At 45.7% G+C, this 15338-nt stretch carries 14 protein-coding genes; 7 read left to right on the forward strand and 7 right to left on the reverse strand.

Annotated elements, in window-relative coordinates:
* Positions 1–88 precede the first annotated feature (88 nt).
* Together DWX43_RS19365 and DWX43_RS19370 are read left to right on the forward strand one after the other, a co-directional pair.
* Positions 89–919 carry a threonine/serine exporter family protein gene (locus tag DWX43_RS19365; protein ID WP_109731140.1) on the forward strand — a complete coding sequence of 277 codons (831 nt, stop codon included), beginning with the start codon at positions 89–91 and terminating at the stop codon, positions 917–919.
* Positions 910–1392: a threonine/serine exporter family protein gene (locus DWX43_RS19370; RefSeq protein ID WP_330405328.1), complete on the forward strand. Its 483-nt coding sequence runs from the start codon at positions 910–912 to the stop codon at positions 1390–1392. Before DWX43_RS19365 ends, DWX43_RS19370 begins: the two co-directional genes overlap by 10 nt.
* On the opposite strand, the gene DWX43_RS19375 is transcribed toward DWX43_RS19370, so the two are convergent.
* Positions 1344–2183, reverse strand: a complete 840-nt coding sequence (locus DWX43_RS19375; RefSeq protein ID WP_109731395.1) for a helix-turn-helix domain-containing protein — start codon at positions 2181–2183, stop codon at positions 1344–1346. The genes DWX43_RS19370 and DWX43_RS19375 overlap by 49 nt on opposite strands.
* Positions 2184–2309: 126 nt before the next feature.
* Between DWX43_RS19375 and dapF the strand changes: the two genes are divergently transcribed.
* The 5 genes from dapF to radA all read left to right on the forward strand — a co-directional run bounded on the left by dapF (position 2310) and on the right by radA (position 8328).
* Entirely contained in the window at positions 2310–3167 is an 858-nt protein-coding gene (dapF, locus tag DWX43_RS19380) for a diaminopimelate epimerase (RefSeq protein ID WP_118621520.1), read from the forward strand.
* 303 nt (positions 3168–3470) lie between these two features.
* Positions 3471–3842: a GntR family transcriptional regulator gene (locus DWX43_RS19385; protein WP_109731137.1), complete on the forward strand. Its 372-nt coding sequence runs from the start codon at positions 3471–3473 to the stop codon at positions 3840–3842.
* Positions 3843–3920: 78 nt separating this feature from the next.
* Complete coding sequence (locus tag DWX43_RS19390) at positions 3921–6365, forward strand: ATP-dependent Clp protease ATP-binding subunit (protein WP_118621521.1); 2445 nt, start codon at positions 3921–3923, stop codon at positions 6363–6365.
* A 90-nt stretch (positions 6366–6455) separates the two neighbouring features.
* Entirely contained in the window at positions 6456–6869 is a 414-nt protein-coding gene (locus DWX43_RS19395; RefSeq protein WP_109731135.1) for an endosialidase, read from the forward strand.
* A 106-nt stretch (positions 6870–6975) separates the two neighbouring features.
* Positions 6976–8328 (forward strand): DNA repair protein RadA, encoded by a 1353-nt coding sequence (gene radA / locus DWX43_RS19400; protein WP_109731134.1) that lies wholly within the window; start codon positions 6976–6978, stop codon positions 8326–8328.
* 124 nt (positions 8329–8452) lie between these two features.
* Here radA and DWX43_RS19405 read toward each other — a convergent pair whose 3' ends face one another.
* The 6 genes from DWX43_RS19405 to DWX43_RS27195 form a co-directional block, all read right to left on the reverse strand.
* A complete protein-coding gene (locus DWX43_RS19405; protein WP_118621522.1) occupies positions 8453–9307 on the reverse strand; it encodes a YitT family protein in 855 nt (284 codons plus the stop codon).
* A 208-nt stretch (positions 9308–9515) separates the two neighbouring features.
* Positions 9516–12074 (reverse strand): ABC transporter permease, encoded by a 2559-nt coding sequence (locus DWX43_RS19410; RefSeq protein WP_118621523.1) that lies wholly within the window; start codon positions 12072–12074, stop codon positions 9516–9518.
* A 12-nt stretch (positions 12075–12086) separates the two neighbouring features.
* A complete protein-coding gene (locus tag DWX43_RS19415) occupies positions 12087–12752 on the reverse strand; it encodes an ABC transporter ATP-binding protein (RefSeq protein WP_109731131.1) in 666 nt (221 codons plus the stop codon).
* A gap of 194 nt (positions 12753–12946) precedes the next feature.
* Positions 12947–14230 carry a sensor histidine kinase gene (locus DWX43_RS19420; protein WP_118621524.1) on the reverse strand — a complete coding sequence of 428 codons (1284 nt, stop codon included), beginning with the start codon at positions 14228–14230 and terminating at the stop codon, positions 12947–12949.
* Positions 14227–14937, reverse strand: coding sequence for a LytTR family DNA-binding domain-containing protein (locus DWX43_RS19425; protein ID WP_109731129.1), 711 nt, complete (start codon positions 14935–14937; stop codon positions 14227–14229). The genes DWX43_RS19420 and DWX43_RS19425 overlap by 4 nt, the downstream gene beginning before the upstream one ends.
* Positions 14938–15124: 187 nt before the next feature.
* On the reverse strand, positions 15125–15338 hold a 214-nt coding region (locus DWX43_RS27195; RefSeq protein ID WP_207666099.1), incomplete at its 5' end, for a hypothetical protein.

Consider the following 15338-nt stretch of genomic DNA (forward strand, 5'->3'; position numbering starts at 1 on the left):
CTTTCTAACAAAAGCGTGCTACAATAGATTACTTGAAAGCAGAATGTGAATAAAACTGTGTAAATGCAGGTGTTTTGGGGGATTTTGTATGGATGACAGAATAGATTGCACGACGGATAAGAAGGCGCAGGATGAAAGTGTCGACATGAGGGATGTTTTGGATCTGGCCATGAATATGGGGAGGGTGCTCCTGAAAAACGGAGCCGAGATATTCCGGGTGGAGGAGACGATCGACCATGTATGCGGACGGTATAAGATCGGAGACGTGGAGTCGTTCGTTATGAGCAACGGGATCTTTATTACGGCCCGGGATGAGACAGAGGATATCTATGCGAAGGTGAAGCACATTCCGATTTCCGGCTTCCATCTGGGGATCGTGACTGAGGTGAATGACCTATCGAGAGAGATTTCGGCGGGGAAGATTGGATTGAAGGAAGCACGCATGCGGCTGGAAGAGATAGAGAAGATGCCTCCGAAGCGGGGGCGGTTCCGTATTTTAGCCGCAGGAATCGGGAGCGGGTGTTTCTGTTACCTTTTGCAGGCGAATTTCTGGGAGAGTATGATTGCAGTGCTGATCGGGTGCCTCCTCTATGTCTTTGTGATCTTTGCGGAGAACCACAGACTGACGAAGATTATTACGAATATTGTGGGAGGCGGATTCATAACGGTTATGGCTTTACTGGCGCTTTCGATACCGTGGCCGTTTCCTGTCAGGATGGATAAGCTGATCATCGGGTCCATTCTGCCGCTTGTACCCGGGGTTGCATTTGTAAACTCGATTCGTGATATTGCCAACAGTGACTTTATTTCCGGGATTGTAAGGATCGTAGATGCGCTTCTGGTATTTGTTTACATTGCCATCGGGGTTGGATTTGTGCTCGGGTGCTATAACAAGATTACAGGAGGTGGATGGATTTGATCGGGGATATTATTATTAATATGTTTTGTTCCTTTCTCGGGACAATCGCATTCTCTGTCCTATTTAACGTGCCGAAAAGATTCTACATCTGCTGTGGGTTTACCGGAATGGCAGGCTGGCTGTGTTATCTGATCTGTATCAACGGCGCTTCGGTATCCACTTCCACATTTTTCGGGACCGTACTGGTCGTTTTAATGTCCCGGATACTGGCCGTGTGGAAAAAGTGCCCCATTACCGTATTCCTTGTATCCGGGATATTCCCGCTGATACCAGGAGCCGGGGTCTACTATACCGTATACAACGTCGTACAGGGAAATCTGGCCGAGGCCGCCGGCCGCGGGATCGGCGCTATAAAGGTGGCATTTGCGATTGTTCTTGGCATTGTGTTTGTTGTATCCATACCGAAGCAGTGGTTTCAGGTAAATTATTGGCGGAGCAGGTTCCGGGGAGCCTCGGAAAATTCCGATTTATAGGCGCGGGAAAATGTGGAGTAGTCATGGAACCCACTGGCGAAGCATGCCTGTGTGATAGGCATACCGTCAAAAATCAGGTCTCTTGCATGCAGGAGACGCCGGTAAGTGATATAATTGCCGATTGTGTAACCTGTTTCTGCTTTAAACAGGCGCATCATATAATACCTGCTGATGTAAAATGTCTTTGCAAGAGTGTCGATATCGAGGTTTTCCGTGAGATGGGTATTGATATACTGCATAATGTCAACGATTTTCGTGTTATACAGTTCTGTGTCAAGGAACTCCACATGATTCTTGATTGCTGCACGGTTCAGCTGGATCATAAACTCAAGGAACAGGATCTGCCGGTATAAACTGCTGGCATACTCTTCATCAAGAAAGGAACGCTCAAGGCGGTTCGTCACCCGGAACAGAGAACTTTTCTCGAGGGAATGGATGCGAAGCACGTTAGAGTGTTCTTTTCTTGCTTTTTCGAAGCAGTAGTTCAGATCATACTCGGATGTCTTGTAGTCCTCCATGAACCCCGGTGATATATAGACGATGATCCGTTCATAAGGCTGGGAACTGTCTGCCTGTACCCGGTGTATATCATTGCGGTTTACAAGGACGATATCGTAAGGCTCCAGTGCATAGGACTTTCCTTCTATAATATACTGCACCTTCCCTTTTATAAAAATCGTGATTTTGTGAAAATCGTGGTAATGAAATTCGAACTCTCTGGAAACAGTATCTTTTATATGGAAGATACGGAAATCGCTGTTTAAGTACCCGCGTTTATTATATTGCTGCATAATTGCTCCTTTCTGTCCTAAATTCCTTTTTTATTATAGAGCATTATTTGCAATATGAAAAGCATTTACTCCGTATTATATGAAGAAAATGCCTGATATAATGTTAGAAACAGGAGGTGCGTGAGTATGAAAATTACATTGGAACGTTATCATGGACTTGGAAATGATTATCTGGTATTTGACCCGAATAAGAATGAACTGAAATTGAATAAAGAGAATGTTGAGATGCTTTGCAACAGAAATATGGGACTTGGATCTGACGGTATTCTGGAAGGCCCTTTTATCGGTGAGAAGCATATGTCTTTAAAAATCTGGAACCCGGATGGAAGTATCGCTGAGAAGAGTGGGAACGGCGTCCGCATTTTTGCAAAATATTTAAAGGATGCCGGATATGTGCAGAAGAAAAACTATAAGCTGGTCACGGACGGCGGACTGGTTGAGATCACATATCTCAATGAGGACGGAAGCCGGCTTCGTATATCAATGGGAAAGATGTCTTTCTGGAGCGATGAGGTTCCGGTGACGGGAGAGCGCAGAGAAGTAATCAATGAGGATATGGTATTCGGAAGGACCCTGTATCCTGTAACATGTGTGTCAGTAGGAAACCCGCACTGCGTTATTCCGATGCGTGAGATTTCCAAACCGCTTGTATGCAAGATCGGTAATTATTCAGAAGTAGCAAGATATTTCCCAGAGCGCATCAACACAGAGATCATGAAAGTGATTGATAATAATAACATTGCGATAGAAACTTTTGAGCGCGGAGCCGGCTACACGATGGCTACAGGAACAGGGGCATGCGCCGCAGCCGGAGTTGCTTACAAACTGGGGCTGACCGGGAACAAGGTAATCGTGCACATGCCGGGTGGTGAACTACAGGTGGAGATCGATGAAAACTGGGATGTGTATATGACTGGGGAAGTATTCTATGTGGCTAAGATCTGCCTGAGTAATGAATTTGTGGAAAAACTGAGGGCCCTGTAGGATCAGGCCGGATATCCGGGATTAATTTTCAAGCATAAGCATGGCGATGGCGACATAATCTTCTTCTGCCAGCGACTGTGCACACAATAAAATATCATGTATATAAGACTGGGGAAAATCAAGTTCAGATGCAATATCTGGGATTGATTTTCCTTCTTTATATAAAGAAAATACTTTTTCTACATTGGAAATGGCTTTCTTTAAAGCAGGATCTGTAATCGGATATCGTATTGTCTGAATCCGGGCTTGCTAAAACAAGTCCATGTGTGCTAACATATGTATAACAAAAAGGCAGGTGATGTTATGCTGATTGAGATAGATTTTAACAGTGATGAAGCGATATATATTCAATTGCGCAACCAGATCATTATAGGGATTGCGACGTCCACTATTCACGAGGGGGACCCTCTGCCGTCCGTAAGGCAGCTGGCCGATACGGTAGGCGTGAACATGCATACTGTGAATAAGGCATACAGTGTCTTAAAACAGGAAGGATTTATCCAGCTGGACAGGAGGCGCGGGGCGGTGATTGCCCTCGATATCGACAAGATAAAGGCGATGGAAGAGATGAAGACGCAGCTTATCATTTTACTTGCAAAAGGATGCTGCAAGAATATTTCCAGGGAAGAAGTGCATAATCTGGTGGATGAGATATTTGATGAATATGAAAATTAAGGTAACTGTTCATGGTCCTGAACAGTTACAAATTAAGAAAGCAGACCGCTGAATTAGGAAAAGTGACAGGAGGAAGACATGCTGAATAATTATACAAAACAGGCCGAGCGCGCGATCAAGTATGCGGGGACGATGGCAAAGAAGCTGAAGCATCCGTATATTGGGACGGAACATTTGCTTCTCGGGTTAAGGAAAGAGTTTACAGGGGTTGCCGGACAGATACTGGCAATGAATGATGTGGATGAGGAGAAGATACTCCGTCTGATGGATGAACTGATTGTGCCGGCTTCGGAGGAACTGGAAAAGGAGAATCCAAAGGAAAGCCCGAGGCTTCTATATCTGCTGGATAACAGTGCGAAGGAGGCACAGCACCTGCACACAAGGAGTGTGGGGACGGAGCACCTTCTGCTGGCTATGATCCATGATGTGGACTGCGTGGCAACAAGGGTCCTGATTACATTAAATATCAGTCTCCAGAAGATTCTGCAGGATGTGCTGAATGCCGTCGGAATGGACCCGAAGGAGTACCAGGAAGAGATGCAGGACGATTCCAGAGGGAAAAGCAGTTCAGTCGAGCAGTTCTGTACGGACCTGACTGGGGAGGCGGAGGAAGGCCGTCTGGACCCGGTGATTGGAAGAGAGGATGAGATTTACCGCCTCATGCAGGTGTTAAGCAGGCGGACAAAGAATAACCCGTGTCTGGTAGGGGAGCCGGGTGTCGGCAAGACTGCTATCATTGAGGGGCTTGCGGCAAGGATTGCGACAGGCGTTGTGCCAGAGAATATGAAAGGGAAGAGAATCTATACTCTGGACCTTCCCGGACTGATCGCGGGATCAAAATACCGCGGTGAATTTGAAGAGAGAATGAAAGGCCTGATTTCAGAAGTGAAATCAAGCGGCAATATTATCCTGTTCCTTGATGAGCTGCATACCATTATCGGCGCAGGCGGGGCGGAAGGCGCGATAGATGCATCCAGTATTCTGAAGCCGGCGCTTGCCCGCGGGGAGATGCAGTTAATCGGCGCAACTACGATCGCAGAATACCGCAAGTATATCGAAAAAGATGCAGCGCTGGAGCGCCGTTTCCAGCCCATTACCGTAGAGGAACCGTCTAAAGAACAGTGTCTGGAGATTCTGAAAGGACTGGCGGATAAGTACGAGACACATCATAAGGTAGTTATTACAAAGGAAGCGCTGGAGGCGTCTGTTCATTTATCTGAGCGCTATATTACAGACAGGAATCTCCCGGATAAAGCAATCGACGTGCTGGATGAGGCGTGTTCCAAGGTGAGTATGCGCGGATATAAGGTTCCGGAGAATTTGAAGACTCTGGAAGAGACGCTTAAAAGCCTGATTAAGCAGAAGGAAGATAGTATAAAAGCAGGTAATTTTGACGAGGCCTCCAGACTTCATAAAGAACAGAAGGACGTGGAGGATAAGCTGGAAGGTTTAAGAAAGCGCTTCCAGAAGAAGACGGCTGCACACCATCCGGAGGTGAAAGAGGATGATATCGCAGAAGTTGTATCTGCATGGACCAAGGTGCCGGTACAGAAGCTGGCGGAGAGTGATACAGACCGTCTGAAGAAGCTGGAACAGGTCCTGCATAAAAGAGTGATTGGGCAGGATGAAGCTGTCAGCGCGGTTGCCAGAGCTGTCAAGAGGGGACGCGTGGGCCTGAAAGATCCAAAGCGCCCGATTGGTTCCTTCTTATTCCTGGGACCGACAGGTGTCGGAAAGACAGAGCTGTCAAAGGCATTGGCCGAGGCACTGTTCGGCAATGAAGAGTCCATGATACGGGTTGACATGTCCGAGTATATGGAGAAGCATTCCGTGTCCAAGATGATCGGTTCACCTCCGGGATATGTCGGACATGAGGAAGGCGGACAGCTGAGTGACCAGGTGCGCACGCATCCATACTCGGTAATTCTTTTTGACGAGGTGGAGAAGGCACATCCGGATGTGTTCAATATCCTCCTTCAGGTACTGGATGACGGGCACATTACTGATTCACAGGGACGGAAGGTAGATTTCTGCAACACGGTCATTATTATGACATCCAATGCGGGTGCAAAGGCAATTGTGGAGCCAAAGAAACTCGGCTTTGCCACAAAAGAGAATCCGGCGGATGATTACAAGCGTATGAAGCAGAATGTCATGGATGAAGTTAAGACAATCTTCCGGCCGGAATTCCTGAACAGGATTGATGAAATCATCGTATTCCACGCCCTGAACAGCACACATATGAAGCAGATTGTAACACTGCTGTGCAGAGCATTTACGAAGCGTGTCAAGAGTCAGATGAATATTACCCTGACTATGCGTGATTCTGCCAAGAAGCATATTGTCGAGAAAGGGACCGATGCGAAATATGGCGCGCGGCCGCTCAAAAGGGCCATGCAGACAGAACTGGAGGATAAGCTGGCAGAGGCGATTCTAAACGGTGAAGTGAAAGAAGGCGACCATGTCGAAGTTGGATTATCTAAAAAAGAAATTAAATTTTACCCAAAGTCCACAAATGAGTAGAAAATAAAATCGAATTATTATATAATAGATACCAGACAGGATACAAATAGGATAACCAACAATCTGAAATACCTAGGAGGACAAGGAAAGATGGCAACAGTAAAAGAATTATTACGCGCAGAAGAGGACGGAACACTCAGCTTTGGAGATTATACACTCGATAAGAAGACAAAACTGGATAATTTCGAATTTGAAGGCGATATTTATAAAGTAAAGACATTCAAGGAGATCACGAAGCTGGAGAAGAATGGCATGTTCGTATACGAATCCGTACCGGGAAGCACAGTAGAGAATTTCAGCGCGGCAGATACATCCGTAGCATTTAAAGTATCTGCACCGGAAGATGTACAGTTTACACTGGAGCTCGAGCCGGAGAGTGAATATGAAGTGTTCATTGATGAAGTGTCCGCAGGTAAGATGATGACGAACTTAAGCGGAAAGTTAAGCGTAAGTGTGGAATTTACATCCGATGACGGTGTTGTTGTAGAAGTTGTAAAGTGCTAAGAAGCACCGGTTTTAAGGCGTGGTGGGACTTTATGACAGGATGATAAAAGGATAAGGAATAAAAGGGGGCAGGAGATCTGTCCCTTTTTTCACGGAGAGGAGCAGCATGGCAAAGGCTAAGAAGAGCGTATTTTTCTGCCAGAACTGTGGTCATGAGGAAACGAAATGGCTGGGGCAGTGTCCGGCATGTAAAGAATGGAATTCTTTTGTGGAAGAAAAGGTTAGTGTTACAAAGAGCAGTACGGTGAAGACAGCGAGAGAGACCCAGGTAGTCTCTCTTTCAGAAGTCAGTGCGGACGATCATACAAGGGTTTTGACAGGAATCCGGGAACTGGACCGGGTGCTGGGGGGAGGCATTGTGCCGGGATCGCTTGTACTGGTCGGCGGTGATCCGGGTATCGGTAAGTCGACGCTTCTGCTGCAGGTATGCCAGAACCTGTCGCAGACGAAACATACACTGTATATCTCCGGTGAGGAATCTCTTGCGCAGATCAAACTGCGTGCAAACCGGATGGGGGAATTTAAGGAGAATCTGAAGCTCCTCTGTGAAACGAATCTGGAGACGATCCGGACTGTGATTGAGAACCAGCGTCCGGAGATGGTCATCATTGATTCCATCCAGACAATGTACAGTGAGGAAGTTGCATCCGCACCGGGGAGTGTGTCGCAGGTCAGGGAGTCTACAAATGTTTTTATGCAGCTTGCGAAAGGGCTCGGAATATCAATCTTCATCGTCGGGCACGTTACAAAGGAGGGGACCGTTGCAGGACCGAGAGTACTGGAGCACATGGTAGACACGGTGCTTTATTTCGAGGGGGACAGACATGCCTCCTACCGTATCCTGCGGGGCGTGAAGAACAGATTTGGTTCTACGAATGAAATCGGGGTGTTCGAGATGAGGCAGAACGGCCTTGTGGAGGTGGAAAACCCGTCCGAGTATATGCTGAGCGGCAAACCTGAAAATGCCTCCGGTTCAGTAGTGGCGTGTTCGATGGAAGGAACCAGGCCGATCCTGATAGAAATACAGGCGTTGGTCTGCCAGAGCAACTTCGGACTGCCGAGGCGGACTGCGGCTGGTACAGATTATAACAGGGTGAATCTGCTCATGGCGGTTCTGGAAAAACGTATCGGGCTGCCCCTTTCCAATTATGATGCATATGTAAATATTGCAGGCGGGATTAAGATGAATGAACCTGCGATTGACCTTGGAATCGTCATGGCGCTTGTATCCAGCTATAAAAACCGCCCGATTGATGAGAAGATGATCGTGTTCGGTGAAGTTGGATTAAGCGGTGAAGTGCGGGCGGTCAACATGCCGGAACAGAGAGTCGGGGAGGCGAAGAAGCTGGGATTTGAGACCTGTATCATCCCGGAGGTATGCAGGGAAATGGTGAAAGAAATAAAAGGAATTAAAGTAGTCGGGGTCAGGACGATCAACGATGCTATGAATCTATTGTAAAGAAGATGCTGTTGCTGTGCATGCCAGAAGGGGTGAAGCAGTAACAATGCACAAGAGCCGCACGACAGGTATTAATAACAATAATATCTGCCGTGCGGCTCTTCCTAAAACATATAGCATGCTATTATTTATATATTTTCTGGCTGGAGAAACCACGCCCTTTTACCTCATTCACATGACTGATAATAATAAATGCTTTCGGGTCAAGATCCATGACCAGCTTATTCAGCTTGACCAGCTCGCGGTTAGAGATAACAGTGAGCACAATCGGCTGGTTTATATTTAAATAACCTGTTTCCGCCTGAAGAAAGGTTGTTCCCCGGTCAAGCTGTTTCTGGATCATGTGGTTGATTGCATCATACTGCGTGCTGATAATCTTTACCTCTGTCTGTGAAGTACCCATAATCAGGAATTTATCAAGTATGACAGAATAGATCATAACGAGTACAATTCCATAAATAGTCTGTTCTGCATTAGAAAATGTCATCTGCAGAATCAGGATGGAACAGTCGAATACATACAGCATTGCAGAAACCGAAAGGCCCAGTTTCTTATTCAGCACAAGGGGAGGAATATCCATGCCTCCCGTGGATGCCCCGGCACGGATGACAAGTCCGATGGAAAAGCCGATCATGATCCCCCCGCAGATTGTGGAGAGCATTCTGTCGTCAGTGACCTGCCCAAGGGCAGGAATCTTCTGGAAGACACCCAGGATAACCGGATAGTAAAATGTACTGACTAATGTGGTCAGCGCAAAATGTTTTCCGAGAACGGCGGCACCCAGAATAAACATGATGAAGTTAAAGCCGAATACAAATACAGAAATCGGAACCTGAAAGTAGTGGTTGAAGGTAAGCGCGAGTCCGGTTGTACCTCCGGTGATCATTTTGCCGGGCAGAATGAACATAGTAATGCCAAGTGCGTAGATTGTATTGCCAAGCAGAACTAAAAATAAGTTTTTCAAATGAGAAGTATTCATAATTTTCCCCCTTTATCCTATAATCCGGCAGCAGAGTAGCAATTTACCTGAATAAAGTGAAAAAAGCAGATGACTTTCGCCATCTGCTTTTTGATTCTTTAATTTTCCTGATTGATTCCAACTGTATTCTGATAAAATGTATGTCCATTGCCCTGCCACCTTTATGAATAATACCTTAGCATAGAATACGCAGAATGTAAAGGAAAGGCTATTCCATTCTTAACCGTTCGACAATGCTTTGCTTCTCAAGGTTCTTAAAGCAGGCGTACGGTATAAGTACTGCAAGGGCAAGGATAACCGGTGTGCAGACGAAGAGTGGGAACAGTGTGAAGCGGAAGGTTGCGTATCCGTCTGCGGCCATAGCCCTGATTATGGTTCCCACGGTCAGGGAACTGAGGGTGTAGGAAACAAGAAGGGTAAATCCGGCATAGAAAAGCCCTTCAAAAACGAGCATTCTGCAAAGCTGCCTTTTGGTCATTCCGATACTCTGGATCATTGCGAATTCTTTTTTTCTGGATACGATCGCGGTCACCATACTGTTTACAAAATTCAGGATTCCAACCAGTGCAATGACGATACTGATGGCATTGCCGATGACGGTGGAGGCACGGGTCTCTTCTTTATACTGTTCCTCCATTGTTTTTCTGGATGTGACAGGAAGGGTTGTATCTACATTCCGGGTGTAGTCATCCAGCATTTTTTGTGCGGCAGCAATTTCCTGATCATCCACATTGAAGAATAGTTTACGAAGTGTGTGATCGGGCCAGAGTTCTTTGAAGTGTTCGGACGGAATGATAAAACTCATATGGAACTGACGCTTTTGTGTGTCTTCCACTGCACCGTTAGCAATGGAATTTACAGGAAAAACATTTGCCATAACGGTGTAAGTATTATCACCGATTATGACTTCACTTCCGATAGAAGCGGTCGGAAGTACAGTATTCTGATCAATGGAATCTTTTTCTATAGCAGGTGTAAGTGCCAGTACATATTTCCCGGTACTGAATTTTTCGGCATCAAAATCACCCTTCAGGAGATACTGCTCCTGTACAATGGTATCCAATGGAATCCCATCGAGTCCATATACCACTGCCGCGGCCTTCTTATCCTCCATTGCCTGTGCTGCGGCCTGGGCCCCCTGTTTGTCATAGCTGGCCCATTCTTTTAGGACATCCTCTGTATAATAGGTTTTTAAATTTTGCAGGGTCTGATGATCTATCTCTAAGGACAGCTGGCTGGAATACATGTGCCCTATACCTTCTAATCCATTCAGTGCTTCTACGCGTGCCGACAGCTCCTGATTCAGGGTGGTGCCGTTGGGATTATAGCCGGCAGTCCGGTCTTCGTGTGTGGAATCTGACAGCTCAAAATCCGAAATCGTCAGGCCGGACAGATATTTTTCCATGTCAAAGGAAGCATTTTTGGCATAAAAACAGCTCAGCAGTACAAGGCCAAGAGAAAGAGAGCTTATGACCAGTACGGTGCGCTTTTTGTTTCTTCCAAGATTGGCAAAGGCCATGCCGGGAAGTGAGGCCCCCTTCCTGCTTTTTTTTGTTTTCTTTTTGGAAGAGGTACCACTGTCATTGTAACGAAGAGCTTCAATCGGGGACACCTTCCCCGCAAGGCGTGCCGGACGCAGGCAGGAAATAAGCACGGTAAGCCATGCAAAGAGCGTGGAGCCGATAAAAATCAAAGGATTGGCAGAGACGGAAATCTGTCCGTCCATCATACCGAGCATGACGGGGACAAGCACCATGCCCAACAGGTATCCGAGCACAAGCCCGGCCGGAATACCGATCAGACACAGTCTGTCAGCCTGTCCGTATATGATCTTCTTAATCTGTTTTGTCGTCGTACCAAGTGTTTTCAACTGTCCGTAAAACTGGATATCAGCGGTCACGGAAATCTGGAAAATGTTATAAATAATTAGATAGCCTGCTATGAAAACAAGTACCATTCCAAGGTACATTGGTATGGTTTCCTGAGTCGCTGAAGCATTCATTTCCGGAGAGTATGCAAGATTCATTGAATAGCGAAGGCCGGACAGGTCTAAATCCTTAAGGATATCATCCATTGTTTCTTCGATATGGCTGTCGCTTTTCAGAGAAACCTGTGCCATATGAAGTCCCAGAATCTGGCTCTCGCCGGAGGAATCCAGACCGGCCGTCATCTCATCGGCAAAGGTGCGGCTGACCCATGCCATGCTTGCATAGGCTGACTGGTTGCCATCCCAGTAACCACAGAGTGTAAAGGTGGAGGAGGTTATTTCATCAGAAGCCGGATCTTTGCGCCATTCCAGAGTCACTGCTTCCCCCAGCGTATGCGGGATGCCCAGCCGGTCCAGTACAAGCGTATCCAGAGCCACTTCATCCGCGGCCCCGGGCATGGTGCCGGTCGTCGGAAATGCAAAGGAGTGTGAAGCATAGCTGTCATCGCCCCAGCGTATTTCCAGCTGGCGGCCTGAAAGTTTTTGGTTTTCGGCGAGCCCCATAACGATACTATTTCCCAATTCTTCCACATCGGGGTGGGAACTGATTTTTTCTGCCTGTTCTTCTGTAATAGATTTAAATGAAACCTGTGCATCATACCCGGATTGCCGGAATGTCATTTCAATCAGATTTTTAGTCATGCTCTGTGATAATACAAAAAGTGAGGTAAACATCAGCGTTGTCAGTGCGATTGCAAGAATCGCAACCCTGTTTCTGGTACGGTTTGCCTTAAAGCTGCGCGCCGTAATCGTGCTTAGGATAGAATTTCTATTTTTCATATTGTCACCGCCCTATTCGTGGATTCTGCCATCTTCGATGCGGATGGTCCGGTCAGCCAAAGCTGCAATTTCAGGATTGTGGGTAATCATTACAATGGTCTGTCCGAATGTGCGGCTTGTTCTCTTTAGGAGATCAATTACCTCGTCACTCGTCTTGCTGTCCAGATTACCGGTAGGTTCATCTGCAAGGATGATGGCTGGTTTGCTTGCAAGGGCCCTTGCGATTGCCACGCGCTGCTGCTGGCCGCCGGAAAGATTATTCGGCATGTTATCGAGTTTCTTTTCGAGGCCAAGTAATTCGACGATTTCCCGGATAAATTTTCTGTCCGGTTTCTTCTGGTCCAGCTGGATTGGCATTATAATGTTTTCATATACATTTAAAACGGGAACTAGATTATAGTTCTGGAAGATGAAGCCGATGCGCTGGCGGCGGAATACAGTCAGGTCCTCATCGTTTAACTTGCCCAGCTCAAAATTGTCTACTTTAACACTGCCGGAGGTCGGGTGGTCCAGCCCTCCCAACATATTTAACAACGTGGATTTCCCACTTCCGGATGTTCCGATAATGGCCGTAAATTCTCCCTGTTCAATAGAGATGCTGACGTCGTCCAGTGCCTTTACGATATTTGGTTCTGTTCCATAATACTTTTTCAGATTTTTTGTTTTTAAAATACTCATAACTTTTCTCCCTCATTTCTGCGAATGTTTTCTGTACTTGAGCTTATTATATTTCTGCAGGGGAAAAAGGCAATGGAGAATGAAAAAACTAATATTCAGGAGGAAAAAACTAAGATGATGGAAAGAAAAGAGGGCCCCGCAAGTCGGTTTTAGACTTTTGGAATCCTCTCTTAGATGCCGGTATTTGATTGATTTTATGAAACCGGAATTACAATTTTCAGGTGGAAGGTCTCGTTCATGATCTGGGTGATGCACTGTCCCTCGTACTTTTCCACGGCGGCTTTGATGTTTGTAAGACCAAAGCCATGCACGAGGCTGTCAGTTTTACTTGTCCTTTCGGGCATCTTCATATCCGCGGTAATGTTGTTTTCCACATGGATGGAAAGCATATCACGGATGCGGTCGGCTTTCAGTGTTATGAGACGTTTTTCAGGCGGAAGCAGGATACTGGCCTCGATTGCGTTGTCCAGAGCGTTTCCGAAAATGGCGCTGATGTCCAGCGGTTCGATAAAGGTTCCGTCTTTGAAATGTACGAGTGCACTGAAATCAATCTGGTTTTCCTGGGCTGACCTTGCTTTGTCACGGAGCAGGATATCCAGAAAAGGATTACCGGTGTGATAGTAATTTTCGTAGCCCTCTATCTGGGAGCGGAGTTCCTGAATAGATTGCTGTGTTTCCGGAGTACAGGACGAGGCTGACTGCAGAACCAGCAGATGGTTTTTTAGGTCGTGGTAAATCCGGCGGATACGTTCTTCTTCCTTGAGCTTATCTTCATAATAAGAGTGTTTTAGTTCCAGTTCGTGTGCATGGAATTCCAGCTTCATAGTCCGGCAGATATACGATGTGAGGTAAATACAGCCGAAGCTGGTGAAAATCGAGGCACCGCAGATGGGATAAATGCTGATGACCTGTTCCGGCATAAAAAGTATAGTTGTAAAAACAGCGACAAAAGGGGCAGAAAGCAGTAGGTCTACAAACAGCCACATACGTGTTCCCAGGTCCAGGGTAATACCTCTTAGTAACTTCTTCGTGACCAGCCAGGCCCCTGTCCAAAAGAACAGCCGCAAAAGTACCTCCACTACATGGATGAGAGTACTGATTAAAAGCACTTCCGGAGAAAATGCAGTATCGGATTTTGCATTTGTGATTCCGAAAAACAGCCGCGTACCTATATTAAGCGTTAAGTAGTTGACCGCGATCATCGCAGGATAAAATACAAGCAGGGCAGAGAATTTTTCCACAAAACTGCCTGTATGGAAGACCAGGAGATAAAGAAATAAGGCAATTAAGGCACCGAAAAGGTTTATAAGGTCATTGGCGTATATAACTGTTTTAGCAATGTAGGAGCATGCAAAAAAGGCAGCAATTTTTATTACTGTATACCTGCGTGTCGGTAAAAAAGTTCTAATGATCCAATAGAAGACAAATCCATAAAGCCATGTAAATATTTCGGCCAGGATATCTAAAGCAAGTATCATAACATATCCCCCCAGTATTGCGTCAGCTGATCCATAAAACTTTTTCGCTTCGGCTGGCTGATCGGAAGCTTCTGTCCTGTAATCAGCTCCACTTCCAGCTTTTTTACGCCTTTTATATAGAATAAATTAACAATATAACTTGTATGGCAGCGGGCAAAGCTGTAATCACACAGTTCCTGCTCCATTTCCTTCATACTTTTATAGCAGACAATATTTTCATCTTCCGTGTGCAGGAGCAGATTACGGTTAAATGTTTCTACATATCGAAGAGACTTCAGCGGGATTTTATATTTTCCGGTATCATTCGTTACTATTATAGAAGAAACATCATTTTTCCGGTGGGTTTCGATCCAGCGGTCCATCTCAGACTTCAGACGGGCGTATTTCATAGGTTTAATAATGTAATTGGTTGCCTGATACTTATAACCTTCAAGACCGTACTGGGTCAATGTGGTCAGAAAGATGATGCTGACTTGGGAATCTTTCTGCCGGATCAGTTCTGCTGTCTTAAAACCATTCATTTTATTCATTTTGATATCGAGAAAAATCAGGTCAATTGTAGTGTCATAGTGGTCAATCAGTTCACTGCCGTCACAGAATGTTGTTATCCTGAACAGTTCCCCGGCCTCTTGTTCATAATGCTTCAGAAGTTCGTGCAACTGCTCGGTAAATTTTTGTTCATCATCGCATATGGCTATATGCAGCATATTAGTCACCTCATATTTTGTATTATAAACCTGCTGTCCGTTTGATTATACTGTATCTCGTCATACTTCTCAATTAGAAAAAACAAATGTGTCGCTTTTAGTCGTTGTTTAAAGATATAAATTGTCTAAATTGCATGAATTAAATAAAAAATATAAAAATTATTGACAATTAAGACGGGGGATGGTATTATAACATTCGTCGCTGATAAATACCTGCGACTGACTGAATCAGGGATGCGGAAGCAATCGCCTGATAAGACGGTACGGTAGACGGATGGTTGTAAAAACTGTCAAAAAAAGCTGACAAAAAAGTGTCGAAAAATGTTGACAAAAACTGGTATGATATGGTATCATAATCAGGCTGTCGCTTGAGGGACTGGTAAAAACCGGAACCGATGACG

The sequence above is a fragment of the Clostridium sp. AF19-22AC genome, assembly GCF_003479085.1.
In the GTDB taxonomy this organism is placed as follows: Bacteria; Bacillota; Clostridia; order Lachnospirales; family Lachnospiraceae; genus Faecalicatena_A; species Faecalicatena_A orotica.

Excerpts from the sequence above, each read along its gene's own strand:
- dapF (WP_118621520.1), top strand. The coding sequence starts at position 2,310 with ATGAAAATTACATTGGAACGTTATCATGGACTTGGAAATGATTATCTG.
- DWX43_RS19415 (WP_109731131.1), bottom strand. The coding sequence starts at position 12,752 with ATGAGTATTTTAAAAACAAAAAATCTGAAAAAGTATTATGGAACAGAA.
- DWX43_RS19390 (WP_118621521.1), top strand. The coding sequence starts at position 3,921 with ATGCTGAATAATTATACAAAACAGGCCGAGCGCGCGATCAAGTATGCG.
- DWX43_RS19420 (WP_118621524.1), bottom strand. The coding sequence starts at position 14,230 with ATGATACTTGCTTTAGATATCCTGGCCGAAATATTTACATGGCTTTAT.
- DWX43_RS19425 (WP_109731129.1), bottom strand. The coding sequence starts at position 14,937 with ATGCTGCATATAGCCATATGCGATGATGAACAAAAATTTACCGAGCAG.
- radA (WP_109731134.1), top strand. The coding sequence starts at position 6,976 with ATGGCAAAGGCTAAGAAGAGCGTATTTTTCTGCCAGAACTGTGGTCAT.
- DWX43_RS19370 (WP_330405328.1), top strand. The coding sequence starts at position 910 with ATGGATTTGATCGGGGATATTATTATTAATATGTTTTGTTCCTTTCTC.
- DWX43_RS19395 (WP_109731135.1), top strand. The coding sequence starts at position 6,456 with ATGGCAACAGTAAAAGAATTATTACGCGCAGAAGAGGACGGAACACTC.
- DWX43_RS19375 (WP_109731395.1), bottom strand. The coding sequence starts at position 2,183 with ATGCAGCAATATAATAAACGCGGGTACTTAAACAGCGATTTCCGTATC.
- DWX43_RS19405 (WP_118621522.1), bottom strand. The coding sequence starts at position 9,307 with ATGAATACTTCTCATTTGAAAAACTTATTTTTAGTTCTGCTTGGCAAT.
- DWX43_RS19365 (WP_109731140.1), top strand. The coding sequence starts at position 89 with ATGGATGACAGAATAGATTGCACGACGGATAAGAAGGCGCAGGATGAA.
- DWX43_RS19410 (WP_118621523.1), bottom strand. The coding sequence starts at position 12,074 with ATGAAAAATAGAAATTCTATCCTAAGCACGATTACGGCGCGCAGCTTT.
- DWX43_RS19385 (WP_109731137.1), top strand. The coding sequence starts at position 3,471 with ATGCTGATTGAGATAGATTTTAACAGTGATGAAGCGATATATATTCAA.